At 73.1% G+C, this 24,686-nt stretch carries 23 protein-coding genes and 1 pseudogene; 9 read left to right on the top strand and 15 right to left on the bottom strand.

Features of this window, described 5'->3' with window-relative positions; all coding sequences use genetic code 11:
* The first annotated feature begins 313 nt into the window (after positions 1-313).
* Both C3V38_RS08680 and C3V38_RS08675 read left to right on the top strand, forming a co-directional pair.
* Positions 314-2,308: a 2-oxoacid:acceptor oxidoreductase subunit alpha gene (locus C3V38_RS08680; RefSeq protein WP_061914161.1), complete on the top strand. Its 1,995-nt coding sequence runs from the start codon at positions 314-316 to the stop codon at positions 2,306-2,308.
* 26 nt (positions 2,309-2,334) lie between these two features.
* On the top strand, positions 2,335-3,405 hold the full coding sequence (locus tag C3V38_RS08675) for a 2-oxoacid:ferredoxin oxidoreductase subunit beta (RefSeq protein WP_061914159.1): 1,071 nt from the start codon (positions 2,335-2,337) through the stop codon (positions 3,403-3,405).
* A gap of 76 nt (positions 3,406-3,481) precedes the next feature.
* On the opposite strand, the gene C3V38_RS08670 is transcribed toward C3V38_RS08675, so the two are convergent.
* From C3V38_RS08670 to C3V38_RS08660, 3 genes are all read right to left on the bottom strand, one after another.
* Positions 3,482-4,267: an NRDE family protein gene (locus C3V38_RS08670; RefSeq protein ID WP_061914157.1), complete on the bottom strand. Its 786-nt coding sequence runs from the start codon at positions 4,265-4,267 to the stop codon at positions 3,482-3,484.
* Between the two features lie 57 nt (positions 4,268-4,324).
* The gene (locus C3V38_RS08665) at positions 4,325-4,912 is read right to left on the bottom strand and encodes a hypothetical protein (protein ID WP_063935388.1); all 588 of its coding nucleotides are present in this window, start codon (positions 4,910-4,912) and stop codon (positions 4,325-4,327) included.
* 103 nt (positions 4,913-5,015) lie between these two features.
* Complete coding sequence (locus C3V38_RS08660) at positions 5,016-5,219, bottom strand: cold-shock protein (RefSeq protein ID WP_007628711.1); 204 nt, start codon at positions 5,217-5,219, stop codon at positions 5,016-5,018.
* A gap of 214 nt (positions 5,220-5,433) precedes the next feature.
* On the opposite strand from C3V38_RS08660, the gene C3V38_RS08655 reads away from it, so the two are divergent.
* A complete protein-coding gene (locus C3V38_RS08655; protein WP_063935389.1) occupies positions 5,434-7,767 on the top strand; it encodes a DEAD/DEAH box helicase in 2,334 nt (777 codons plus the stop codon).
* 85 nt (positions 7,768-7,852) lie between these two features.
* Here the strand turns inward: C3V38_RS08655 and C3V38_RS08650 are convergent, their stop codons facing one another.
* The 7 genes from C3V38_RS08650 to C3V38_RS08625 form a co-directional block, all read right to left on the bottom strand.
* Complete coding sequence (locus C3V38_RS08650) at positions 7,853-8,194, bottom strand: Rv3654c family TadE-like protein (RefSeq protein WP_311199411.1); 342 nt, start codon at positions 8,192-8,194, stop codon at positions 7,853-7,855.
* 98 nt (positions 8,195-8,292) lie between these two features.
* Positions 8,293-8,655, bottom strand: a complete 363-nt coding sequence (locus tag C3V38_RS08645; protein ID WP_106385563.1) for a TadE family type IV pilus minor pilin — start codon at positions 8,653-8,655, stop codon at positions 8,293-8,295.
* On the bottom strand, positions 8,652-8,852 hold the full coding sequence (locus C3V38_RS08640) for a DUF4244 domain-containing protein (protein ID WP_082767577.1): 201 nt from the start codon (positions 8,850-8,852) through the stop codon (positions 8,652-8,654). The genes C3V38_RS08645 and C3V38_RS08640 overlap by 4 nt, the downstream gene beginning before the upstream one ends.
* A 138-nt stretch (positions 8,853-8,990) precedes the next feature.
* Complete coding sequence (locus tag C3V38_RS08635; RefSeq protein ID WP_165001089.1) at positions 8,991-9,683, bottom strand: type II secretion system F family protein; 693 nt, start codon at positions 9,681-9,683, stop codon at positions 8,991-8,993.
* On the bottom strand, positions 9,680-10,642 hold the full coding sequence (locus C3V38_RS17375; protein ID WP_061914150.1) for a type II secretion system F family protein: 963 nt from the start codon (positions 10,640-10,642) through the stop codon (positions 9,680-9,682). Before C3V38_RS17375 ends, C3V38_RS08635 begins: the two co-directional genes overlap by 4 nt.
* Positions 10,639-11,817: a TadA family conjugal transfer-associated ATPase gene (locus C3V38_RS08630; RefSeq protein WP_043567754.1), complete on the bottom strand. Its 1,179-nt coding sequence runs from the start codon at positions 11,815-11,817 to the stop codon at positions 10,639-10,641. Before C3V38_RS08630 ends, C3V38_RS17375 begins: the two co-directional genes overlap by 4 nt.
* Complete coding sequence (locus C3V38_RS08625; RefSeq protein WP_129591179.1) at positions 11,807-12,877, bottom strand: chromosome partitioning protein; 1,071 nt, start codon at positions 12,875-12,877, stop codon at positions 11,807-11,809. The genes C3V38_RS08630 and C3V38_RS08625 overlap by 11 nt, the downstream gene beginning before the upstream one ends.
* A 435-nt stretch (positions 12,878-13,312) precedes the next feature.
* Here C3V38_RS08625 and C3V38_RS08620 point away from each other — a divergent pair, with 435 nt between their 5' ends.
* On the top strand, positions 13,313-14,146 hold the full coding sequence (locus C3V38_RS08620) for an HAD family phosphatase (RefSeq protein WP_106386424.1): 834 nt from the start codon (positions 13,313-13,315) through the stop codon (positions 14,144-14,146).
* A 461-nt stretch (positions 14,147-14,607) separates the two neighbouring features.
* On the opposite strand, the gene C3V38_RS08615 is transcribed toward C3V38_RS08620, so the two are convergent.
* Positions 14,608-15,366 (bottom strand): hypothetical protein, encoded by a 759-nt coding sequence (locus C3V38_RS08615; protein WP_061227526.1) that lies wholly within the window; start codon positions 15,364-15,366, stop codon positions 14,608-14,610.
* 146 nt (positions 15,367-15,512) lie between these two features.
* On the opposite strand from C3V38_RS08615, the gene C3V38_RS08610 reads away from it, so the two are divergent.
* From C3V38_RS08610 to C3V38_RS08595, 4 genes are all read left to right on the top strand, one after another.
* Positions 15,513-16,175, top strand: coding sequence for a PRC-barrel domain-containing protein (locus tag C3V38_RS08610; protein WP_070722898.1), 663 nt, complete (start codon positions 15,513-15,515; stop codon positions 16,173-16,175).
* Positions 16,176-16,329: 154 nt separating this feature from the next.
* Positions 16,330-18,297 (top strand): acetate--CoA ligase, encoded by a 1,968-nt coding sequence (gene acs, locus C3V38_RS08605; protein WP_061227528.1) that lies wholly within the window; start codon positions 16,330-16,332, stop codon positions 18,295-18,297.
* A gap of 81 nt (positions 18,298-18,378) precedes the next feature.
* Entirely contained in the window at positions 18,379-18,897 is a 519-nt protein-coding gene (locus tag C3V38_RS08600) for a phage holin family protein (protein WP_061227529.1), read from the top strand.
* Positions 18,898-18,992: 95 nt separating this feature from the next.
* Positions 18,993-19,862, top strand: a complete 870-nt coding sequence (locus C3V38_RS08595) for an alpha/beta fold hydrolase (protein WP_174521495.1) — start codon at positions 18,993-18,995, stop codon at positions 19,860-19,862.
* Between the two features lie 92 nt (positions 19,863-19,954).
* On the opposite strand, the gene C3V38_RS08590 is transcribed toward C3V38_RS08595, so the two are convergent.
* From C3V38_RS08590 to nth, 4 genes and pseudogenes are all read right to left on the bottom strand, one after another.
* A complete protein-coding gene (locus C3V38_RS08590) occupies positions 19,955-21,151 on the bottom strand; it encodes a MarP family serine protease (protein WP_106385561.1) in 1,197 nt (398 codons plus the stop codon).
* A gap of 200 nt (positions 21,152-21,351) precedes the next feature.
* Positions 21,352-22,017: pseudogene (locus C3V38_RS08585) on the bottom strand (CoA pyrophosphatase); the annotation flags it as partial.
* 89 nt (positions 22,018-22,106) lie between these two features.
* A complete protein-coding gene (locus C3V38_RS08580; RefSeq protein WP_007629921.1) occupies positions 22,107-22,799 on the bottom strand; it encodes a thioredoxin family protein in 693 nt (230 codons plus the stop codon).
* Complete coding sequence (nth, locus tag C3V38_RS08575; protein WP_061227532.1) at positions 22,796-23,587, bottom strand: endonuclease III; 792 nt, start codon at positions 23,585-23,587, stop codon at positions 22,796-22,798. The genes C3V38_RS08580 and nth overlap by 4 nt, the downstream gene beginning before the upstream one ends.
* A gap of 324 nt (positions 23,588-23,911) precedes the next feature.
* Here nth and C3V38_RS08570 point away from each other — a divergent pair, with 324 nt between their 5' ends.
* Positions 23,912-24,616 (top strand): Crp/Fnr family transcriptional regulator, encoded by a 705-nt coding sequence (locus tag C3V38_RS08570; RefSeq protein ID WP_007629917.1) that lies wholly within the window; start codon positions 23,912-23,914, stop codon positions 24,614-24,616.
* Positions 24,617-24,686 lie beyond the last annotated feature (70 nt).

The raw sequence follows: 24,686 nt of genomic DNA, 5'->3' as shown, positions 1-24,686 counted from the left end.
CCCTGCGCGGGCACCGTGAGCACGCCCACCCGGACGCCACCACCCCCCGGGACGGTCCGGCCTATCCCTCTATATGCATCGCGCACTCGAGCGCCCCCTCGTCGTCCCCCCCCAGCGCACACCGTCGCGAGTGGCGGAGATAGACAGATCGGTCTACGATGAAGAGGAACATCCACGGCCGCGGATTGGAACCTGTTACAGTTCCGGCAATTCGGCCGTGGCCGCGGGCTGCGCCCTGAAGGGCGTACCGTCGATGGCCGTACGGGAGCCACGACGAGTCCCGATCATCACGACTTTCTGGAGGTCAGCAGCGGTGGGCAATGCGTCCAAGACCAAGCTGGACAAGGTGGTCATCCGCATCGCGGGTGACTCGGGTGACGGCATGCAGCTCGCCGGTGACCAGTTCACGTCCGAGGCGGCCGCGTTCGGTAACGACCTGGCGACCCAGCCCAACTATCCGGCCGAGATCCGGGCTCCCCAGGGCACCATCCACGGCGTCTCGAGCTTCCAGATCCAGATCGCGGACTACGACATCCTCACCGCCGGTGACCGTCCCGACGTCCTGGTGGCGATGAACCCGGCCGCGCTGAAGGCCAACATCGGCGACCTGCCCTCGGGCGGGATCCTCATCGTCAACTCCGACGAGTTCACCAAGCGGAACCTGACGAAGGTGGGCTACGAGTCCAACCCGCTGGGCTCGCCGGCGTTCGAGGCGTTCCAGGTGCACGAGGTCGCGATGAGCACGCTGACCATCGGCGCCGTGGAGTCGGTCGACATCGGCAAGAAGGACGCCGAGCGCTGCAAGAACATGTTCGCGCTCGGTCTGCTGATGTGGATGTACGGGCGCACGGTCGACTCGATCGAGAAGTTCCTGGCCGACAAGTTCGGCAAGAAGCCGACCATCCTCGAGGCCAACACCCTGGCGCTGCGGGCGGGCTGGAACTACGGCGAGACCACCGAGGCGTTCGCGTCGGAGTACGAGATCGCCCCCGCCAAGCTCCCCGCGGGCCGCTACCGTCAGGTCACCGGCAACACCGCCCTGGCCTACGGCCTGGTCACCGCCGGCATCTCGGCCGACATGCCGGTCTTCCTGGGCACCTACCCCATCACCCCGGCCTCGGACATCCTGCACGAGCTCAGCAAGCTCAAGCAGTTCGACGTGACCACCTTCCAGGCCGAGGACGAGATCGCCGGAATCGCCTCCGCGCTCGGCGCCTCCTATGGTGGCGCGCTGGGCGTGACCTCGACCTCCGGGCCGGGTCTGGCCCTGAAGTCCGAGGCGATCGGCCTGGCCGTCATGACCGAGTTGCCGTTGGTCATCATCGACGTCCAGCGCGGCGGTCCCTCGACCGGCCTGCCCACCAAGACCGAGCAGTCCGACCTGCTGCAGGCGCTGTTCGGCCGCAACGGTGAGTCGCCGGTGGCCGTGGTGGCCCCCCAGTCCCCCGCGGACTGCTTCGACGCCGCCCGCGAGGCCGCCCGCATCGCGGTCACCTACCGCACGCCGGTCATCCTGCTCTCGGACGGCGCGATCGCCAACGGCTCCGAGCCGTGGCTGCTGCCCGAGGTCGACGCGCTGCCGAAGATCGACAGGAACCTTGCCACCGCACCCGAGGCGGGCGAGGAGGGCGCGACGGTCCCCGACTACCTGCCCTACGCCCGTGACCCGGAGACCCTCGCCCGCGACTGGGCCGTGCCCGGTACCGCGGGCCTCGAGCACCGCATCGGTGGCCTGGAGAAGGCCAACGGCACCGGCAACATCTCCTACACGCCGGACAACCATGACCTGATGACCCGCACGCGCGCCCTGCGCATCGCGCGCATCGACGTGCCGGACCTCGAGGTCGACGACCCGTCGGGAGAGGCCGACGTCCTCGTCGTGGGATGGGGCTCGTCCTACGGCCCCATCGGCGAGGCCGTGCGCCGCGCCCGCGCCAACGGCCACCGCGTGGCCCGCGCACACGTGCGTCACCTCAACCCGCTGCCCCACAACATCGGCGAGGTGCTGGGGTGCTACCGCCGCGTGCTGGTGCCGGAGATGAACCTCGGTCAGCTGTCGATGCTGCTCAAGGCCCGCTTCCCCGCCAACATCCAGCCCATCACCAAGGTGCACGGCATGGCGTTCTCCGCCGAGGAGCTGCAGAACGCCATCGAAGCCGAGTTCGCCGGCCGCCTCTCCCACGCCGAGCACGACAAGTACCGTGTCGCGCTCGACGGGGTCGTCACCACCACCGGTGAGCCCGCGGCCCGCGCCCGGCAGATCGGTCACACCGCCACCGGCACCACCACCGCCAACCGAACCCGCTGAAACAGACGAGCGAGGAGAGGACCCCCATGACAACAACCGAACCCGGACTCGTCGGCACCAAGCTGCCGCTCGACGCGCTGTCCTCGGTCCCCAAGACCGACGCGCCGCAGAAGCCCAAGGACTACACCTCCGACCAGGAGGTGCGCTGGTGCCCGGGCTGTGGCGATTACGTCATCCTGGCCACCATCCGCGCGCTGCTGCCCAAGCTCGGCCTCAAGCGCGAGAACATCACCTTCATCTCCGGCATCGGTTGCTCGAGCCGCTTCCCGTACTACCTCGAGACGTACGGCATGCATTCGATCCACGGCCGCGCCCCGGCCATCGCCACCGGCCTGGCCACCACCCGCCCCGACCAGTCGGTGTGGGTCGTCACCGGCGACGGCGACGCCATGTCCATCGGCGGCAACCACCTGATCCACACCCTGCGCCGCAACGTGAACATGAACATCCTCATGTTCAACAACCGGATCTACGGCCTGACCAAGGGCCAGTACTCCCCCACCTCCGAAACCGGCAAGGTCACCAAGTCCAGCCCCATGGGCTCATTGGACCACCCGTTCAACACCCTGTCACTGGCACTGGGCGCCCAGGGCACCTTCGTGGCCCGCGCCCTGGACTCGGACCGCAAGGGCCTGACCGAGGTCCTCGAGGCCGCCGCCCGCCACCGCGGCACCAGCTTCGTGGAGATCATGCAGGACTGCCCGATCTTCAACGACGGCTCCTTCGACCTGCTGCGCAAGGAGGACGCCGCCGACCACCTCATCCCGGTGCGCCACGGCGAGAAGATCATCTTCGGCGACTCCGGCCAGCACTGCGTGGTCCGCCGCGGCTTCTCACTGGCCGTGGCCGCCACCGCGGACGTCGACGAGGCCGACATCGTGGTCCACGACGCCCACACCGACGACCCGACCTACGCCCACGCCCTGGCCAACCTGTCCAGCCAGGACCTGGAGTACACGGTCACCGGAATCATCCGCCAGGTCGCCCGCGACACCTACGACGACCTCGCCCGCGGGCAGGTCGAGCACGCCAAGCAGATCGCCACCAGCGATCTGCAGGCCCTCCTCGACGGCTCCAGCACCTGGACCGTCGAGTAGGACGCCGCACCGCCCGCGCCGCGTCCCGCGAGGCCGACGGCGCACGCGCCACCGCTCACGGTGGGCGGTCACCGGCTCACACGCGCCTGGTGACCGTCCCCGTGACGCGTCCGCGGGTGTCCCACGTGCGCTCGACCACGTCGGCGGAGCCGTGCTGGTCGACGCGCACGGCGGTGGTCGACCGGGTGCCGTACCGCCGACCGATGCGGACGAACCGCGCCGACAGGCGCCATTCGTGCGCCAGCGGTACGCCCGTGCGCGGCATCTTCCACGGTGCCGCGGGGCGGCGGTCGGCCAGCACGTCCATCAGTGCCCCGGACCAGTCCGGGTCCTCCATGACGTCGGTGCCCACGAGCGTCCTCACGTCGCGGACCGCACCCACCACCTTGGGCCAGGGAGTGTCCAGCGAGGCGTTCGACAACCCGTGGACACCGGTGCCGAGGGCGACCGGGCCGCGGGTCGACCGGTTGGACGCCCACCACATCCGGTCGAGGTCCCCGGCGAGGAGGTTGACGCCTCCGTAGCGATCGAGATCGGCGACGACGTGGTGGGCGAACTCCGTGACCGGCACCGGCCCGGTGAGCGCACCGACCGGCAGCTCGCCACGCGACGCCGGCGCGGGGATCGCCGGCCCGGGCTCGCGGACATTGGTGACCGCGGCGAACCGCCCGCCCGTCGCCAGTGCCATCCAGGTTCCACCGGCGGTGGCGTCCCGGCCGGCGACGACGTCCGCGACACCGTCGTGCTCCACCGTCCACTCGTGTAGCGGCTCGGTGGGCCGGGCGAGGTCCTCGTCCCGGTTGGCCACCACGATGAGCGGATAACGGGGGTGGACCCGTCGCGCGACCACGAGCATGCACATACCCCCACGGTACGTCGACCTGCGACGAGGCAGCGCGCGGCGGGGACGCGCCCTGCGTCAGCCGGGCCAGTGCTCCGCGGGCACCCCGGCGGGTGGCGCGCCGATGTTCTGCGCCAGCCGCGCCCGCGCCCTGGCCGTGCCCAGTCGCAGCAGCGGGCCGCCGCCCTTCGACCCGACGTACGTCGTCCGGATGCCGACCCGCTCCAGCGCCGCACGCAGCGCGTCCCGGCGGGGGGCGTGGTGCTCCAGTCCGGCGTCGATGCCCAGCTCGACCACACCGGTATCGGCGACGTGTCCGGCGGTGAGGACCCAGATGCGCAGCGCCCCGGCCGAGGGGGTCCACCCCTCCGGGACCGCGGTGACGGCACCCCGCCGCCAGCGGCGGACCACCGGCGTCAGCACCGACGTCCGAGCCGTGGAAACCGTGCACCGGCCGTCGGGATCCGGTTCGGAGCGCACGGGATCCAGCCCCGCCTGCGTCAGGATCGTCTCGAACGCGTCCGCCCGCCACGCGGCGTCGAGCGCCACCGACACCTGAGCCACTTCACCGGCCAGAGTGGACTGGCCGCGGGCGGCCAGGACGCCCTCGAGGTCCGAGGGGTCGGGGACATGGTCGTCCGCGGCGAAGAACGACAGCTGCGTCACGGCTCCGAGCCTACGGTCGGCCCCCGACACCGCCGACCCCGACACGGGCGCGAGGCCCCCGCCGCGAGTGCGGTGGGGGCCTCGTCGTGCCGGACCGGATCGGTCAGAGGGCGCGGACCTCCTGCGCCTGCGGCCCCTTCTGACCCTCGCCCACCTCGAACTCGACGCGCTGGTTCTCCTCGAGCGACTTGAAGCCGGTGCCCTCGATGGAGGAGTAGTGGACGAAGAGGTCGGCGGAACCGTCCTCGGGAGCGATGAACCCGTAACCCTTCTCCGCGTTGAACCACTTGACGGTGCCCTGTGCCATGTTTACTGCGTTCCTTTTCCGTACTGCCAGGTGCGACTCGCGGGATGGCCGCGCGTGTCGGGCCGACGCCCCCGTTCACCGGCTGCCCGGTGGGCGGTTGTGACGACCGGCTCCAGTAGACCACGACAACAGCGGGAGGAGAACAGATCCTGGCACGTCGGTCCTCGGCCGGCGGCGAATCGACCGGCGGAGCGGATGCCTCTACGGTCGAAGGGTGACGACTTTCGGACGCGAACTCCTGGGCCACCTGCTGGAACAGCTCCCGGCCGGTCCGTCGCCACTGACCCACGCCGCCGACCTGCCCGCCCGCGAGGCGCGGTACACCGACTGGCCCACCTGGGCCCACCCGGGCCTGGTCGACGAACTGCGCGCCCGGGGCGTGGACCGGCCCTGGGCGCACCAGGTCGCCACCGCCGAACACGCGCACGCCGGTCGACACGTCGTGGTGGCGACGGGGACCGCGTCCGGGAAGTCCCTCGGCTACCAACTGCCCGCGCTGAGCGCCCTCGCCGAGGACCGCAACGCCTGCGTGCTCTACCTGGCCCCGACCAAGGCTCTCGGGCAGGACCAGCTGTCGTCGGTGATCTCGCTGGTGGACTCGGTGCCCGTGCTCTCCCACATCGCACCGGCCTCCTACGACGGAGACACCCCGTCCGACGCCCGACCGTTCATCCGGGAGAACTCCCGGTGGATCGTCACCAATCCGGACATGCTCCACCTGTCGATGCTCGGCAGGGCCCGCCAATGGACACGGATCCTGCGGGGGCTCCGCTTTGTCGTCGTCGACGAATGCCACTCCTACCGTGGTGTATTCGGCTCCAACGTCGCCCTGGTCCTACGACGGCTCGACAGGCTCGCCCGCGCCATGGGCGCGGCGCCGACCTTCATCCTGGCCTCCGCCACCACCTCCGACGCCGGGGCCGCCGCCACCACCCTCGTCGGCCGGGAGTGCGTCGAGGTCACCGACGACGCCTCGCCCCAGGGCGGCCGCACCGTCGCCCTGTGGGAACCGCCGCTGATGGAGGGGTTGGCCGGCGAGCACGGCGCGCCCGTCCGCCGACCCGCGCCCGTCGAGGCGTCGGCGATCATGGCCTCCCTCGTCGCCGAGGGCGCGCGCACCCTGACGTTCGTCCGGTCCCGCGCCGGCGCCGAATCCACCGCGCTGCGCGCCCGCGAGCGCCTCGCCTCGGAACACGGGGCGCGCGGACTCGAGCTCGCCGGCCGCATCGCCGCCTACCGCGCGGGCTACCTCGCCGACGACCGCCGCGAACTCGAACGCGGCCTCGCCGAGGGCGAGCTGGTGGGCGTGGCCTCGACGTCCGCGCTCGAGCTGGGCGTGGACATCTCCGGCCTCGACGCCGTGGTGAGCGCGGGGTTCCCGGGCACCATCGCCTCGTTCTGGCAGCAGGCCGGGCGCGCCGGGCGCCGCGGCCAGGGCGCGTTGGTCATGCTGGTCGCGCGCGACGACCCGCTGGACACTTACCTCGTCCATCACCCCGAGGCCCTGCTGGGCAGGCCCGTCGAGGCCACCGTCACCGACCCCCGCAACCCCGTCCTGCTGGCCGGGCAGCTGCGGTGCACCGTGAGCGAGCGGCCGATGTCGCACGACGAGGCGCGGGCCTGGGGCGCGACCGAGGTGCTCGAGGATCTCGCCGCGCGCGGCCTCGTGCGCCGCCGGCCCGCCGGCTGGTACCCGGCCGCCGACGACCACACCCCGCACGCCGAGGTCGACATCCGCGGCAAGGGCGGCGCGGAGGTGGTGATCGTGGACGCGGTGGACGGCCGGATGCTCGGCACTATCGACTCCGTCCGCGCCCGCTCGCAGGTCCACCCCGGCGCGCTGTACCTGCACCAGGGCGAGTCGTTCATCGTCGACGAACTCGACCTCGACGAGGGACTGGCCCTGTGTCACCCCGAGGTGCCGGAGTGGACGACCTCCGCGCGAGAGCAGGTGTCGATCGACCTCATGGAGACGCTGGAGACGGTGCCGGCCGGGCCCGTGACCCTGTCGCTGGCGGACGTGGAGGTGACCACTCGGGTCACCGGCTATCAGCGGCGGTTGCGCGGCGGGGAGATCCTCGACGTGCCCCCACTGGACCTGCCGGAGACGACCCTGGCCACGCGTGCGGTGGTCTACACGCTCACCCCGCAGCTCCTGCGCGTGGCCGGGCTCGAGGAGGCGGACTGGCCGGGGGCGCTGCACGCGGCCGAACACGCCGCGATCGGGCTGCTGCCCCTGGTCGCCACATGCGACCGCTGGGACATCGGCGGGGTGTCCACCGCCCTGCACCCCGACACCGGCCTGCCCACGGTATTTGTCTACGACGGCTACGCCGGCGGGGCGGGCTTCGCCGAGCGGGGCTTCCGGCGCGCGACCCCGTGGCTGCGGGCGACCCTGGACGCGATCCGCGCCTGCGAGTGCGAGTCCGGCTGCCCTTCCTGCATCCAGTCCCCCAAGTGCGGAAACGGTAACGACCCGCTCTCCAAGCCGGGTGCGATCGCGCTGCTCACGGAGGTGGTCGGGCAACTCGCCGGGGTCGCCGGGTAGCGGGCCGCCGGTCGACCGCCCACCGCGGCCCGGACCCACGTAGGCCCAGGTCTCACCTGGGCCGGGTCTCACACCGGCCCGGATCTCACACCGGCCCCGCCCGCGCGACCGCCGACACCGCTCGCGAGCCGAGAACGCCGAGATCCACGTGCACCTCGGCCCGGGCCACCAGGTCGTGGCCGTCGACCGTGCACACCGGCAAGTCCGCGCCGTTCGCGGCAGCGATCCCGGACGCCGCCGTGCACGGGTCGAGGCCCTCGCGGAGCGCGTGCGCGCCGGCCAGTGCGGCCAGGTCCGCGGCGGATCGGGCGGCATGCGTGGCCACTGCCGCCCGTCCCACCAACAGAACGGCCACGGCCAGCGCCAGGACGGCCGCCACCGCGAAGGCGGTCGCCACGGTCATGGCCCCCTCGTCGTCGTCACCCACCCGGCGCCACCCCGTGCGCACGGCTACGACGGCGCGTCGGCAGGCTGCCGCACTACGCCCCGTCACAGCACGACGCCCGGCCACGGCGCCACGCCCGGTCATGGCGCAGCGCCCGGCTCGGCGCGCGCCACGGCCCGACCGCGTAACTCCACGCCGGGCAGGCCCCGCGCCGGCGCCACGACCTCGGCCGTGACGGCTCCCCCGCCGCCGACGACCGAGACGTCGGCACCGGGCGCGGCAACCCGGCCGGCCGCCGTGCCCTCCTCCACCCCGGACATCGCGGCCACCCGCGCCGCCTCGCGGGCGGCGTCGACCATCCTGATCTGCGCCAACGCGGCGCCGGCACCGGCGGCGGCGAGCGCGACCACCACCACGAGGGAGGCGATCCCGAGGGCGGCCTCGACGGTCACCGACCCGTCGTCGCGGGCCGCCGCCGCGCGGAGCCGTCGCGGCACCGTCACACCGAGGTGTTGAGAGCCTGCTCGATGATGCCGCCGAGCGCGTCCGGGATCGAGTCGCCGCTGACGACCGTGTACAGCACGGCCCCGAACGCCGCCGCGGCGATGGTCCCGACGGCATATTCGACGGTGGACATCCCCGCGTCCGCGCTGGTCGTCGCGTGGAATCGGCGATGCAGGGCGGAACGGGCGCGCGCCACCGCCGCCGTCGGGGTGGCGAGAGTCCGGGTGGCGAGGGTGGCGGTCTGATGGGTGTGGTGAGTGGACATGCGGTTTCTCCTTCTTCACTGACCGGGGCGGCGTCTCCGCCCCGGAATCCGAGTGGCCGGCGGCGCTGCTCACGGCATGACCCCCGGCAGCATCCCGTCGGCCAGACCCACCACGACGGGGAGCACGCCAAGGCAGACGAACGCGGGCAGGAAGCACAGGCCGAGGGGCCCGGCCACGAGGACGGAGGCGCGCTCGGCGCGGGCGGTCGCGGCGGCGTCGGCCTCGGAGCGCATCCGTGCGGCGGCGTGCTCCAGCGCGGAGCGGACCGACCCGCCGCCGTCGCCCGCGCGGATCAGCACAGGAGCGACGGGGGCCAGCCGGGCGGCGCCCGGGACGTCCCGCCAGGCCTCGGCCGACGTCGCGCCTAGCCGCATGCGGGCGGCCGCCGCGCGCAGGGGTTCCGCGGCGTCGGGGTCGGAGTGCTCGACGGCGTCGGCGACCGCGGACAGTGCGTCCGGCGTGGGCAGGCCCGCGAGCAGGGCGACCGCGAGCAAGTCCAGCAGGTGGGCGAGCACCTCGGTGTCGGCTGGGGCGTGGCGGCGCCGGGTGAGCGGGGCCACCAGGCGCACCACTGGACCGGCGATGCGGCCCGTCAACGCCGCGGCCGCGGACGTCGCCACGCCGTGCGGGCGCCCCGGCGCCGCGTGCTGCCGAGCAGGCCCCGCGGGATCGGGGAGGACCGCGTCGAGTCTCTCGGCGGCCCGCGGGCGCCACGGCGCGATGCACACCGCGGCGGCGAGTAGGAGAACTGCCGGGCTCACCTGCCCGCCCCGCCCGCGATCCGGTCGGTCCACACCAGACCGGCCGCGAGGAGAACCGCCCCTGCCAGGCACAGGGCGCCGCCGAGTGTCCCGCCCAGCAGGACGCCCAGGGGGTCGGCTCCGAAACCCGCGCCGAGCAGCACGCCCAGGCCGGGCAGGGCGGTGAGGATGACGGCGGTGGCTCGGGGTCCGGCGAGGGTGGCGTGCGTCCGGACGGCGCGCTCGCGGCGGGAGGCCACGTCGGCGCGGAGACCGTCCACGACGTCGGCGAGCTCGACCCCGTGCCGGGTCGCGAGCAGCCAGGCCCCGGCGAGCTCGCCGGGGACACGGTCGCCCCCGAGGTCACGCTTCGAACCGTCGGCGGTGGCCGCGGCGGCCGGACCGGTCGTGGTGGTCGCGGCGGGTCGCAGCGCCGCGGTGACGTCGCCGCCCAGGCGGGCGTGCGATCCGGCGGCGGCGAGGATGTTCCCGACCTGCGGGTCGTGGGCAGCGGCCGCGTCAGCGGCCCGGCCGAGGGCGGCCCCCGGCCCGGCGCCCGCCCGGAGGGCGGAGGCGGCGTCGTCCAGCGCGCGCTCCCACGCGCCCAACCGCGTGAGGCGGCCGCGGCGTTCGGTGGCGCGGCCGTGCAGGTCGGCGGCGACACCGCCGAGCACCGCGGCCGCGCAGGCGTGCAGTGGTCCGGCGCCGACCAGGCCGACCAGCCCCGCCGCGACCGGCCACGAGAGGCTCGCCGGAACCTGCAGGACGAGGCCGCCCAGCGCGCCGATGCGCTGGGCGGCGCCGGTCGCGGCTCCGCCAGCCGCGGCTCCGGCACCCGCGGAACCGGTCGCCCCGCCCGCGGCACCGTCGCCCGCGGCCCGGTCGAACCCACCGGACTCGAGCGCCGCCAGCCGGTCAGCCGCGCGCCCGCCCGGCCACACCAGCAGCGCGACGGCCACCAGCACCAGCGCGGCCGTCATCGGACGCGCTCCGCGAGCATCGCGTCGAGGGCCGCACGACCGGGCACGTCTCCCCCGTCGGCACGCCAGGCCGGGTCCACCACGATCCCCTGTGCCTCGCGGCGCACCACCCCGATCGAGTCGACGCCGCGCATCCCGTCGGGCAGGCGGCGCATGCCCACCACGACTCGCAGCGACGCGGCAACCTGGGCGGACAGCGCGGCGCGATCCAGACCGCCGAGGGCACCGAGCGCCTCCAGTCGCGCGGGCAGCTCGGTCGGCGAGTTGGCGTGGACCGTGCCCGCGCTCCCGTCGTGGCCGGTGTTGAGGGCGGCGAGCAGGTCGGCGACCTCGCCGCCGCGGACCTCGCCCACGGCGATGCGGTCGGGCCGCATGCGCAGCGCCTGCCGGACGAGGTCGGCCATCGTCACCTCGCCGGCGCCCTCGACGTTGCCGTGCCGCACCACGAGCCTGACGACGTGCGGGTGCGCGGGTCGCAGCTCGGGCGAGTCCTCGACACACAGCAGCCGCTCCGAGTCCGGGACCAGCCCCAGCAGCGCGGCGAGCAGTGTGGTCTTGCCGGAACCGGTGCCGCCCACGACGAGGTAGCCGACCCGGGCCGCGACGAGCGCGCGGAGCAGCGGCTCGGCGTCGTCGGGGACGGTGCCCGCGGCCACGAGCCGGTCGAACGTCGACTGCGCCGGCCTCGACACCCGTAGCGACAGGCACGTCCCGTCGACGGCGACCGGAGGAAGGACCGCGTGCAGCCGCCACGCCATACCGTCGCGCGACCGCACCACGCCGTCGGCCCAGGGGCGAGCGTCGTCGAGCCGCTGGCCCGCCCGCCCGGCCAGTCGCACCGCGAGCGCGCGCAGCTCGGCCTCGGTCGGCACCACGACGTCGGTCTCCTCGAGCCCCCGACCGCGATCGACCAGCGCGGGGCCCGGTCCGTCGACCACCACGTCGGTCACCCCGGGACTGGCGAGCAGCGCCTCGAGCGGCCCGGCGCCGGCGAGGTGTTCGCGGACGAGCCGGGCGGTGCGCAGTAGGTCGAGGTGTCCGTGGAGGACGCCGGACTCGGCGCGCACCGCGCGGACCACCTCGTCGGGTTCGGGATCCACGCCCAGGCCGGCGAGGCGCGCGCGGACGCGGTCGACCAGGTCGGCGGGCGGGGCGCCGGGGTCCTCAGCGCTCACCGGCGCCCACCTCCCCGAGCAGGGTGTCGGCGAGTGCGCACAGCCGCCGCATCCCGCCCGCGCGACCGCGACGCAGCGCATCGGCCAGCTCGCCGGCGCCGGCCGCGCGCCGCACGGAGCCGATCTCGGGCAGCACGTGCCACCGCTGAGCCCCCACCGATCCGGCGACGTCGGCCGCATGCAGGGGGTCACCGCGCCCGGTCCGGATCACCAACGCCGCGCCGGGTGACCGCCGCACCGCCCGTCGGGCCGCGACCGCGCCCTGGAGGTCGGCCCTGGTGACGACGACGACGAGGTCAGCCTCGTCGCGCACCGGCCCGCAGTCCTCGGCGCCGCCGGAATCGCTCACCGCGAGTCCGCTGCCCGCCCGGTGGGCCCGCACGGCACCCGGTCCGCCATCGGGGGCGGGGGCGGGGTCGGCGTCCGCCGGACGGCTTCTGGACCTGGCCAGTACCCGCAGTCCCGGCAGCACCTCGGGTGCCGCGCCCCACAGGGCGTCGGGGTCGGGCCCGCCCAGGTCGGCCCGGACATCCTCAACGCGCAGGCCGGAGTGGTCCTCCGTCCCCAGCAGCAGGTCGACGCCGGTGCCGTGCGGGTCCGTCTCCACCAGAAGGGTCCGGTGAGACGGCGCGGCACGGACCGCCATCGCTGCCGCGAGCGTGCTGGCCCCGCAACCGCCCACCGCGCCGACGACCACCACCACCGCTCCCGCCCGGGTCGGCACCGGCGCGAGCAGCACCCCCACGAGATCGCCGGTCCCGGACGGCAGGCGGATCACCTCGTCGTCGTCACCCGGATCGCGGTCCGAGCCGACCCGCACGACCCGTGACCCGCCGGTTCCCACCCTCCCCGCGGCGGCGTCCGACACGGCACCGCCGGCACCGCTGGCACGGTCGCCGTCGCGGTCCACGCGCTCGGCGGCGCGGTCGGTCACCAGGACGTCGGCGGGCCCCGTCCCCGGTTCCATCGCCAGGGCGGCCAGCACCGCGCGCACGTCGGCGTCCAGGTCGGGATCGGTGATCTCCACCGCGACGGTCAGCGCTCTCGTAGTCGTGTCCACGGCGCCCACCCTCGCCCATGCCGGCGACCGTCGACCCCGCGGCGACGCGGGACGGCGGTCGGCCTGTGGAGGGGGACGGGGCTGTGGAGAACGCGCGGGGCGTGGCGCTCGTGGCGCACTCACCCGTGGTGTCGACGCGGTCTTCGGCCCGCTCAGCCGCAGCCGCCCGGCCTTCCCAATCGCAGCCGCACGCGAACATGGCGTCTCGCGCAGCCCGCGGCGGGTGCGAGACGCCATCCCGGGGAGCGGCTGCGAATGCCCGTGGCGCCTTCGGATACCCACAAATGCGAGAAACCGCGGCAGGGGGTGCCGCGGTTTCTCAAAGCCTCAGTTCTCGGGGGGATGAACTGAGCACCTGTAGGGGGATGCCCCGTTAAGGGCACATCCAGTATCACCCATCTGCGTGGGCAACACAAGGACCGTATCGTGGGTGTCGTGTCCGCCCCCCGCCCACCGGGCCCCAGGATCTCGCACCGGCCGCGCCGCGTGGCCGCGTTCTTCGACCTCGACAAGACGATCATCGCGACCTCGTCGGTGTTCGCGTTCAACAAGTCGTTTCTCGACGAGGGCCTGCTCTCCCGCCGGTCGGTCATCGACCTGGCCTACACACAGCTGGCGTTCAGCCTCTCCGACGCCGACGACGAGCAGATGCAGAAGGTACGCCAGGCCATGGCGACCGCCACCAGGGGCTGGGCGCCCGAGCAGGTCGAGCGGATCGTCACCGAGGCGCTCACCGAGAAAGTCTCTCCCACCGTGTACTCCGAGGCGCAGGAACTGCTCGCCGAACACCGCGCGCTGGGCCACGACCTGGTGATCGTGTCCGCCTCGGGCGAGGAGCTGGTCGCGCCGATCGCCCGCATGCTCGGCGTGGACCACTACGCCGGCACGCGCATGAACCGCGATGAGAACGGCCGGTACGGCGGGCAGATCGAGTTCTACTGCCAGGGCCCCGGCAAGGCGGAGGCCATCCGCGGGTTCGCCGACCGGTACGGTTACGACCTCGACGCGAGCTACGCCTACTCCGACTCCTCGACCGACCTGCCGATGCTCGAGCTGGTGGGCCATCCGACGGTGATCAACCCCGACCGCGCGCTGCGCCGCGAAGCGCTCGAGCGGGGTTGGCCGATCCTGACGTTCTCCAACCCCACCCCGCTTCTGCCGACGCTCGAGCGGGCGACGGGGCCGATCGTGGGTGTCGGAGCCATCGTCGTGGCGATGAGCGCGGCGGCCGCCGCGTTCGCGCGTGGTGCGAGGCGGGCGGCGCCGTAGCTGCACGGCCCGGTGCGGTAGATCCGCCGACGCCCCAATCACTCATCGTGGGCCGCGGACGGAGTCAGAAGCGATAGCCGGATCGACCGAGGAGTCGGCGGGTTCTTTGGGGGTTCCCACCATCGCCCCGGCAGGGTGCTCGACGGCATGCTCAAGGCACGGTGGTGAGGACGCCAGGACCGCGACGGAAGAGAAGTCACGGCCCCCCGCCTGATCTACCGTCATCGACGTTCGGAAACCCACGCGACGGATAACGCCCGAGAGGCAACACCAGCCGTGGGTCCGCGCCAGCCGTCACCGACGGTTGTCCCGGGCCGGCGACACGGCGGACCACAGGACGCTTGGTACCCGGATCTCTCGATGAACCGCAGTGAGTTGGCGGGTCGGCTTCGGCCGACCCGCCGTTCGCGTGTCAAGCCAGTGCGCCGTGCGCGCGCCAGACCCGACCCGCCGTTCGCGTGTCAGGCCCCGGCGGCATCGGCGATCGAGGTGGCCTCACGAGCCCCCGCCTCCAGCGCCTTACAGCAGTAGAGGATCCAGGCGGCGACGCCTTCCTCGGTCCCCGCCATGAAGCCGGCGACGGCGGCGCGGTAGGCCTCCGGGTCGCGGTAGAAGGTCACCTCGGGCACGCCCAGGCAGTGCGGGTCGAGGCCGGTGGACACCGCGACCAGCCGGAACGCGGCGCGGGCGACGATCCCGTCGGCCGAACCGAACGGCGCGAGCCCGGAGAGTTCCCCCAGCACGACCGCGGCGAGCACCGGTGCCGGCACGCGCGTGCCGCCGGTGACGAGCCCGGCCAGGCCCTGGAGTCGCTCGGCCACGCCATCTCCGGCGCGGGGGCGGCCCAGCGTCTGCGGGTCGACGTCGGGCCGGGCCGCGGCGAGGAGATGCAGGTGGGCGAGCTCCTGCAGCGGCGAGCGGGTCCACACGGCGACGGCACGATCCAGGGACTCGCCGGTGAGTTCACCGGCGACCCGCAGGGCGCCGGACAGGATCTCGTCGGGCTCGCCGTCGCTGTCCAGACGGACGGACGCGCCCTCGACTCCGGCGGAGGCGCGGGCCCCGCGCAGGACCGATTCGGCGGCGGTGGTGGGCCATCCGCGGCGGTTGGCGGGGTGCCGGTGCACCGCGGCGAGGGCGTCGCGGGCGGTGTCCGCGGCCTCGGCCACGCCCGGCAGGGCGGTCAGCGGGGCGAGCGGGTCGGGAGCTGCGGAGGTCACGGGTCGAGGTTACCCATCGGGTCACAATCGGCCGACACAGGCAATTTTCAGCTGCCTCAACCGGTGTGGAGCTGGTGTAATCACCTCCACCCGGTCGGGGCCCGCGCCGGCACCGCCCGCCCACCCTCGACACCCCGGAGATCCGCGTGAACCTCAAGGACCAGCTCGACGCACTGCTCGACGCGACCGCCTTCGACTCGACGGGGGCCAAGATCGGCGCGGTGCGCCAGGTCTACGTGGACGACGCCAGCGGCAAGATCACATTCGCGGCCGTCTCGACCGGCATCTTCTCCGCCGACGCGATCGTCCCCCTCCACGGGGCGCGGCTCCTCGACGACGAACTCCACGTCGACCACACCCGCGCCGTCATCCGCGACTCCCCGCGCCCCGACAACACCGAGGACGCCCTCACCCCCGAGCAGGAGGCCAAGCTGCTCGAGTACTACGGCATCGAGACGCCCACGCGCCTCCGCGGCACGGCCGCGCAGTCGTCCGGCCCGTCGGCGGGCGCGGCCGGAAAGCCGGCGGAGGACGACGGGAAGACCACGTCGAGGGGCGCCGCGAAGGAGACCGCGGGGGCCGGAGCGGGAAACCCCACCAAGACCGTCGGCGCGGGCGAGGACGCCGCGGCGGACCCGGCGTCGGCGGGCCGGAACGGCAAGGGGGCGACGACGACGAGAACGTCGGACAGCGAGGAGACCACCGACTCCCCCGCGCCCGCGAAGGCCACCGGCCCGGGCCCCGCGACCCCGGGCACGGGCCGGTCCGAGGACGCCGGCCCGAAGGGCCCGGAACCGCGTCGCGACTGATGGTGGCGGGCAGGACTCCCCCGTCATACCCCCTCGGGTGGGTTGCCCGACACGACCGGTCGCATGTGACTACGCTCACAGACATCGGTCTGGTCACGTCCGCCGCGGCGACCCCGGCCGTCCGTGAAACCTCATCCCCGAGAGAGAGCCGCTGATGACCGCTCCCGAACACACCCCGTCCTTCGCGCCCGATCCCGACTTCGCCGCGCAGGCCAACGCGCAGGCAGATCTGTACGACAGTGCCGCGGACGACCGTCTGGCGTTCTGGGAGGAGCAGGCCCGTCGTCTCGACTGGGACACCGAATGGTCCGAGGTGCTGGACTGGTCCGACGCCCCCGTCGCCAAATGGTTCGTCGGCGGCAAGCTCAACGTCGCCTACAACTGCGTCGACCGGCACGTCGAGGCCGGCAATGGTGACCGCGTCGCCATCCACTGGATCGGCGAGCCCACGGATGACGCCCGCGACATCACGTACGCCGAGCTCAAGGACGAGGTCAGCCGGACCGCCAACTACCTCAGCTCGCTCGGCCTGGTGGCCGGCGACCGGGTGGCCATCTACATGCCGCTGCTGCCCGAGGTCTACATCGCGATGCTCGCGTGCGCGCGCCTGGGCCTGACCCACTCCGTCGTCTTCGCCGGCTTCTCGCCCGCGGCCCTGCGCTCGCGCGTCGACGACGCCGAGGCCAAGCTCGTCATCACCGCCGACGGCCAGTTCCGCCGCGGCAGGCCCGCCCCGCTCAAGGCCGGCGTCGACGACGCCCTTGCCGGGAATCTCGAGGGCGTGGACGGCCCCGCCCGGTCCGTGGAGAACGTTCTCGTCGTGCGCCGCACCGGCCTCGACGTCGAGTGGACCGAGGGCCGCGACGTCTGGTGGGACGAGGTGATCCCCGAGCAGTCCACCGAGCACACCCCGGAGGCCTTCGACTCCGAGCACCCCCTGTTCCTGCTCTACACCTCCGGCACGACCGGCAAGCCCAAGGGCATCGTCCATACCTCCGGCGGCTACCTCACGCAGGCCGCCTACACGCACCACAACGTCTTCGACCACAAGCCCGGCGAGGACGTCTACTGGTGCACGGCGGACGTCGGATGGGTCACCGGCCACACCTACGGCGTGTACGCCCCCCTGGCCAACGGCGCCGAGTGCATCGTCTACGAGGGCACGCCCAACTCCCCCGACGAGCACCGGCACTTCCAGATCATCGAGAAGTACGGCGTCACCATCTACTATGCGGCTCCGACCCTGATCCGCACGTTCATGAAGTGGGGCAAGGAGATCCCGGCAGCCCACGACCTGTCCTCGATCCGCCTCCTCGGCTCGGTCGGCGAGCCGATCAACCCGGAGGCGTGGCGCTGGTACCGCGAGAACATCGGCGGCGGTAAGGCCCCCATCGTCGACACGTGGTGGCAGACCGAGACCGGTGCGATCATGATCTCGCCGCTGCCGGGCATCACCGAGACCAAGCCGGGTTCGGCCATGCGGCCGCTGCCCGGGATCTCGGCGGCGATCGTCGACGGGGACGCCAAAGAGGTCCCCGCGGACGAGCAGGGCTTCCTGGTCCTCACCGAGCCGTGGCCCGCGATGCTCCGCGGCATCTGGGGCGACATGGAGCGCTACCGCGACACCTACTGGTCTCGCTTCGCCGAGGAGGGGTACTACTTCGCCGGTGACGGCGCCAAGTTGGACTCGGACGGCGCCCTGTGGGTGCTCGGCCGTGTCGACGACGTCATGAACATCTCGGGCCACCGCATCTCGACCTCCGAGGTCGAGTCGGCGCTCGTCGGTCACCGAGCGGTCGCGGAGGCGGCCGTGGTCGGCGCGAACGACGAGACCACCGGCCAGGCGATCGTCGCCTACGTGATCCTGCGCGGGAACGTGGACGCCGAGGAGGACCGGCAGAAGCTCATCGACGAACTGCGCGCCGAGGTGTCGCGGGAGATCTCACCGATCGCCAAGCCCCGCGACATCACGATCGTGCCGGAACTGCCCAAGACCCGTTCCGGCAAGATCATGCGTCGACTGCTCAAGGACATGGCCGAGGGCCGCGAGGGCGGCGACACCTCGACCCTGGCGGATCCGACGATCATGGACCAGATCCGCGAGAAGGGCACGCGCGGATGACCGGGTAGCGGGTGAAGGTCGCCACGTGACGTGGCACGATGGATGACGGTGCAGCCGTCGCCGGACAATGGAGGAGCAACCGTGAGCCACGCCCAGGGAACGCACAAGCCGACCGAGGCCTCGATCCCCCTGCATGACGCGGACTCGATCGGCCGGGGCGACGCCAGCATCGGCACCCTGGTCAAGAACGCGTCGACCCACGTGTCCACTCTCATGCGGGCCGAGATCGAGTTGGCCAAGACCGAGATCACCGAGCAGGTGAAGAAGGCCGCGACCGGGTCCGGGTTCTTCGTGGCCGCTCTCGTATTCCTCCTGATGTCCTTCTTCCCGTTCGTGTTCATGTGGGCGAAGCTCATCTCGCTGTGGTTCGGAACCAAGAGCTGGGACTGGATGGGTTTCCTCATCGTGTTCGTGGTGCTGGTCCTTCTGGCCGCGGTGTGCGGACTGCTCGGGTACCGCAAGGTCAAGAAGATCCGTAAGCCGCAGCGCACCATCGACTCGGTGTCGGACCTCAAGCTGGCCATGCCCAAGGGGTCCGAGCCGCAGCGGCCCCACACGGTGCGGGTCACCAGCACGCCCGAACCCCCCGTGCGCAACTGAAAACGCCCGCTCACAGGCCGCCCGACCCTTCGATCGTCAGGATCGACGGGTCGTGGCGGCATCGTGACGTCTCGGCCAACGGCATCCGCCTGCACGTGGCCGAGGCGCTCCCCGCAGACGCCGTCGCCGGGGAGTTTCCGCCGCTGGTCCTGCTCGTCCACGGCCTCGGCGGAATCTGGTGGACGATGCGCACGCCCATGCTCGCGCTGGCGGAGGCGGGCTTCCACGCCGTCGCCGTCGACCTGCGCGGCCACGGCGACTCCGACAAACCGCCGCGCGGATACGACGCCTGGACCCTCGCGTCCGACATCACGAATCTCGTGCGGGCGCTCGGCCATTCCTCGGCCGTGATCGTCGGACAGGGCGAGGGCGGCTTCTACGCGTGGACCGCCGCGTACCGCCGGCCCCGCGCGGTGCGGGGCCTAGTCGTCGTCGGGTCCCCCCACCCGCTCGCCACGCGTCGCGCCGCACTGTTCGACCGACACCAACGGCGGGCGCTCGTGCCCCGCCTACTCGCGGACCAGTTTCCGCGCCTGCCCGAGAGGCGCCTCACCCGCGACGGGGCCGCGGACGTCGAGGAGATGCTGCGCAGCCGCTCGGGCCCCGCGTGGCCGGGCACCGACGACTTCCGCGAGACCGTCGACCTGCTCCGGCGGGCGATGCTCATCCCCAAGGTGGCCCACCTGTCGCTGGAGAGCCGCCGCTGGATGGTGCGCAGCCAGCTCCGGCCGGACGGGCGCGATTTCCGCCGCGCGGTCTCCGGCGTTCTGCCGCAGCCCGTGCTCGGCATCAGCGGTGCCGAGGACCGCTTCATCCTGCCGGCGACCGTCCGCGCGTCCTCGGCCTGGGCCGGCGACTTCACCACCGCGCTCGTCCCTGGCGCTGGTCAGTTCCCGGCCATGGAGGCCCCGGCGGAGACGTCCCGCCTCATCGTCGACTTCGCGCGCCGCGTCACCCCGGCCTGACCGGGGCCGCCCCGCGCCGCCCGCGCACAGCAGGCACCGGCCCCCACCGACGGCGGGTACCGGACCCCCGGCGCTGCGGGGCCCCGGTCCGGTCAGCGGACGCCGACGCAGGGGCCGGTCGGCACCGCGCCCGGCGCGTCGACCGCCGCCTGCAGCTGCGGCAGGACCTGCTCGACGGTGAGCGCGTAACCCGTGTCGGCGGCGTCCATCGCGGCACCGAACACCACGCCCACGACCTTCCCGTCGGGTGTGATCAGCGGGCCGCCGGAGTTCCCCTCGCGGACGCTGCCCCGCAGGATGTAGACCTCGCGCTCCACGGTCTGCTGACGGTAGATGTCGGGTCCGCGCAGGGTCACCCGCTCGCGGATCCGGGCCGCGTCCGGCCGGTAGGGACCGTTGCCGGGATAGCCCACGACGATCGCGTCGTCGCCGGTACGGGCGCGGTTCTCGGCGAAGGGCAGGACCGGCGCCTGCAGCCCGGGCACGCGCAGCACTGCCACGTCCACCGAGGAGTCGTAGACCACGACCTCGCCGTCGAGTTCGCCGTCGCCGGCGACCACGGTGACCGAGCCGGTGCCGGCCACCACGTGCGCGTTGGTCATGACCAGGCCCGGGGCGGCCACGAAGCCGGAGCCCTCCAGGGCCCGACTACACGACTCGGCGCGGCCGCGGATCTTCAGCACCGACGGCTTCACCCGCGCCACGACCTCCGATCCCGCCAGCACCGGGTCGGGCGGCGGGACCTCCTGGAGCGGGGTGGTGCCGAACGGGCCGAGGATGTCCGGGAACCCGGTCGTGCCGAGGACCTGGGTGAACGCCGCCGGGATGCGCTGCAGCTGCTCGGGTGCGACGTCGTCGATCTTGGCCAGCACCGTCGAGCCCCGCACCGCCTTGCCGGGCCCGGGGCCCTCCTGGGCGGCGATGGGCACGGCGACCAGCCATGCCACCAGCAGCATGGCGGCGGACTGGAACACCGCGCCCAGGGTGCTGTCGAGAAGCCTCGCGCCGGTGCCGGAGATGTAGCGCCGGGCGGCCCGACCGATCGTCACCCCGGCGACCTGCCCGATGATGACCATCACGGCGATGATCGCCAACCCCGCCACCAGGCGACCCAGCGCCGAGTCGACCTCGCGGACCAGGTGCGGCGCCACGAGGAGTCCGGAGGTCGCACCGATGCCCACGCCGAGCAGGGCGAACCCGGAAGCGGCGGCACCGTTGATCCAACCGGAGATCGCGGCGGCGGCGGCCAGGGCGAACAGGGCGAGGTCGAGCCACTGCGACCCCGTCACCGAAGCCCCCTCCGCGGATTGTCGGCGGGCAGGTCGAGGGGCTCCTCGCCGTCGGGTGCCGCGTCACCGGCGTCACGGGTGTCCGCGGGCTCGGCGGTGTCGGCTCCGGCGCTCACCCCGGGCACGCCGGCGACGGTGCGGTCGGCCAGCGGATCAGCGGACTCGCGGCGGGCCTCCTCGGCCGACATGCGGTGCTGTTCGCCGTTGCCGGACGCGGCGAGGGTCTTCTCGAGATCGCGGATGTCGTCGGTGTCCCACTCCAGATCCCAGCCGGCGGAGTGGAACATCGCGGCGAGGATTCCGGCGGTGAAGCCCCACACCACCAGATCGTCGTGCTGGAACGCGGGACCGGTCCAGCCGGTGGTGTGCCGCAGCAGGAAGCGGTTGGCGGGGTCGAGCAGTTCGCTGACCGGCACGGTCATCACACGCGCGGTCTCGCCCGGGTCCACCACGCCGACCTCCATCGGCTCACGCCAGTACCCCAGGACGGGCGCGACCGAGTAGTTCGACACGGGGATGTACAGCTCCGGCAGCACCGCCAGGACGTCTACGCCGGCCGGGTCCAGGCCGGTCTCCTCCCACGCCTCGCGCAGAGCGGCCTCGACGGGACCGCTGTCCGTGTCGTCGACCCCGCCGCCCGGGAAGGAGATCTGTCCGGAGTGGTTGCGCAGGGTCGGCGCGCGATGGGTGAGCAGGACCCGCGCGTCCTCGGGCGGTAGGGGTCCCGGCGCGTCGGGCGAGCCGGACAGCAGCACCAACACGGCGGCGTCGCGGTGCGGGCGGCCGACCTCGTTGGGCCCGCGATGGGCGGGCGGCTTGCGCTGGGGCAGCAGCCCGTCGAAGCTGCCGTCGGTGCACGCCGACATCAGCGGGTCCATCCACCCCGGATGCGGGACGCCGGTGATGTCACCGGGACGGGGCACGCGACGGCTCGCCGGGTCGTTCGCGGTCTCGCTCACGCGGTCACCCCCAGGTGCTCGGCGACGGCGTCCAGCACGTCCTGTTCGCTGTCCATGGGCTGCACCAGCACGTGGGCGACCGTCCCGTCGGCCCGTACGAAGAGGGTGAGCGGCAGGACGGGCGGCGCGCCGAGCACGGTGGGGAGCTCCTCGTCGTGGTCGGAGACCGACACGAGTTCGTCGATACCGAGCGCGCCGAGGGTGTCGAAGCCCTTGGTCTCGGACGGGTCGGTGTGCGAGATGACCACCCGGACGTCGTCACCGAGCGTGGCGGCCGCGTCCTGGATCGCGGGCAGCTCGCGTCGGCACGGCTCGCACCAGTAGGCCCACATGTTGACGACCATGGGCTTGCCGGCCTGGATCTTGCCGAGCGTGGTGGTGGAGCCGTCGTCCATACACCGCACCATGAGGCCGGCGACGGGGCCGGTCGTGGTGGCGGGCGCGGCGCTGTCGCGGCAGGCCGGCAGGTCGGCGGTGGCGCGGGTCCCGGCGTCCACGACCGTGTGTGGCTCGTCCGCGGGCGGGCCTCCGATCGGCGGCGCCCCGGGGGCACCGGCGGGGGGAACGGTGGGGGCGGCGGTGGGGTCACCGGAACCGTCGCCGGAGTCACCGAAGGTGGTGAGGAGGGCGACGACGACGCCGACCAGCGCCACGAGCGCGACCAGCGACCACCGGGTGGAGGCACTCACGCGTATTCCCCCAGTCCCACCAGCTCGAGGAGGTGATCACGCTCGGGTCCCGCCACGAGGCGGGCGGCCGCGGCCGGATCGAGCGGGCCGGCCTCGCCCGCGGACGGGCAGTCGTCGGCCAGGACACACGCCCCGCAGGCCGCGGTCCGCGCGTGGCACACCCGGCGGCCGTGGAAGATGATCCGGTGACTGGCGTCGGTCCAGGAGGCCCGGGGCAGCATCTGCGACACCTCGCGCTCGATGCGGACCGCGTCGGTGGCATCGGTCCACTTCCAGCGGTTCACAAGCCGGATGAAGTGAGTGTCGACGGGCAGCCCCGGGATGCCGAAAGCGTTGCCCAGCACCACGTTCGCGGTTTTACGCCCGAATCCCGGGAGGGTGACCAGGTCCTCGAGCCGCTGCGGCACCTCGCCGTCGTACCTCTCCACCAGGGCCGCGCCGAGGCCCTGGATGCTGCGCGCCTTGTTGCGGTAGAAGCCCGTCGGGCGGATGAACTCCTCCAGCTCCTCGCGATCCGATCCCGCGTAGTCCGCGGCCGTCTTGTAGCGGGCGAACAGCGCCGGGGTGACCTCGTTGACGCGCTTGTCCGTGCACTGGGCCGACAGGATGGTGGCGACGGAGAGTTCGAGGGGGGTGGTGAAGTCGAGCTCGCAGTAGACGTGCGGGAACGCCTTCTCGAGAGTGCGCAGCATGCGCCTGGCGCGCCGGGTGCGCCCGAGGTCGGTTTCCACCCCCCTCGCGGCCACCCCTCGTCTGCGGCGCTTCACGGCTGGAGCGGGGTCGGGCATGAGTCCACATTACGGCTCCGCGCGCACACGGCGCCGCGCCGCTCCGGACGGGCACGTGTGCACCCACGCGGTCGGCGGTGGATAATCATGGGCATGCAGGGAATCCTCGTCGTCCTCGTGCCGGTGCTCCTCGCCGGGTTCGCGCTTCTCATGGACCGATTCGAGAACGCGATCCTCGACGAACCCGAGCAGATCGACGCCTGAACCATCCCGCTGACCGCGCGTCGACCACATCTCGACGCGTGAACGACTACAGTGGCTTTCGCCACACGCACGCCATGGCGCGGACGAGCATGTCCCCGCCCGAACGGAGGGTCACAGACTGTGACGATTGATCGCCGCACGGACCAGTCTGCCGACGACGTCCTCACCAGTGCCGGAATCTTCCAGGGTGTGGAGCCCGCGGCGGTCTCCGCTCTGCGTGACGATCTGACCCGCGAGGAGTACTCGAAGGGTGACGTGATCATCCGCGAGGGCGAGCAGGGCGACAGCCTGTACATCGTCACCTCCGGGAAGGTGAAGCTGTCCCGCAAGGCGCCCGACGGCCGCGAGAACCTGCTGTCCATCCTCGGCCCGTCGGACATGTTCGGTGAGCTGTCGATCTTCGACCCGGGTCCGCGGACCTCGTCGGCCGTGTGCGTCACCGACGTCACCGTCCAGGCCATGGACCGCTCCGCCCTCAAGCGGTGGATCGCCGAGCGGCCCGAGATCTCCGACCAGCTGCTGCGCGTGTTGGCCCGCCGCCTGCGCCGCACCAACAACAACCTGGCCGACCTCATCTTCACCGACGTCCCCGGTCGCGTGGCCAAGGCCCTGCTCCAGCTGGCGCAGCGCTTCGGCACGCAGGAGGGCGGCAACATCCGCGTGACGCACGACCTCACGCAGGAGGAGATCGCCCAGCTCGTCGGCGCCTCCCGCGAGACGGTGAACAAGGCGCTGGCCGAGTTCGCGCACCGCGGCTGGCTGCGGCTCGAGGGCAAGAGCGTCATCATCTCGGACACCGAGCGCCTGGCCCGCCGCGCCCGCTGACGCTGGTCGGGCCGGCTCAGCCCCACCCGTCGCGGCCCACCCCGGACCCCATCCGAAATCCGCTACCCGG

This window comes from Dietzia sp. oral taxon 368, assembly GCF_002999155.1.
Classification (GTDB): domain Bacteria; phylum Actinomycetota; class Actinomycetes; order Mycobacteriales; family Mycobacteriaceae; genus Dietzia; species Dietzia cinnamea.
This window is presented reverse-complemented; position numbering and strand designations above follow the sequence as displayed.

What these genes read in the sequence shown, in the direction of transcription:
- C3V38_RS08675 (WP_061914159.1), top strand. Translation starts at nt 2,335, where the DNA reads ATGACAACAACCGAACCCGGACTCGTCGGCACCAAGCTGCCGCTCGAC.
- C3V38_RS08670 (WP_061914157.1), bottom strand. Translation starts at nt 4,267, where the DNA reads ATGTGCATGCTCGTGGTCGCGCGACGGGTCCACCCCCGTTATCCGCTC.
- C3V38_RS08660 (WP_007628711.1), bottom strand. Translation starts at nt 5,219, where the DNA reads ATGGCACAGGGCACCGTCAAGTGGTTCAACGCGGAGAAGGGTTACGGG.
- C3V38_RS17375 (WP_061914150.1), bottom strand. Translation starts at nt 10,642, where the DNA reads ATGACGGCCGCGCTGGTGCTGGTGGCCGTCGCGCTGCTGGTGTGGCCG.
- acs (WP_061227528.1), top strand. Translation starts at nt 16,330, where the DNA reads ATGACCGCTCCCGAACACACCCCGTCCTTCGCGCCCGATCCCGACTTC.
- nth (WP_061227532.1), bottom strand. Translation starts at nt 23,587, where the DNA reads ATGCCCGACCCCGCTCCAGCCGTGAAGCGCCGCAGACGAGGGGTGGCC.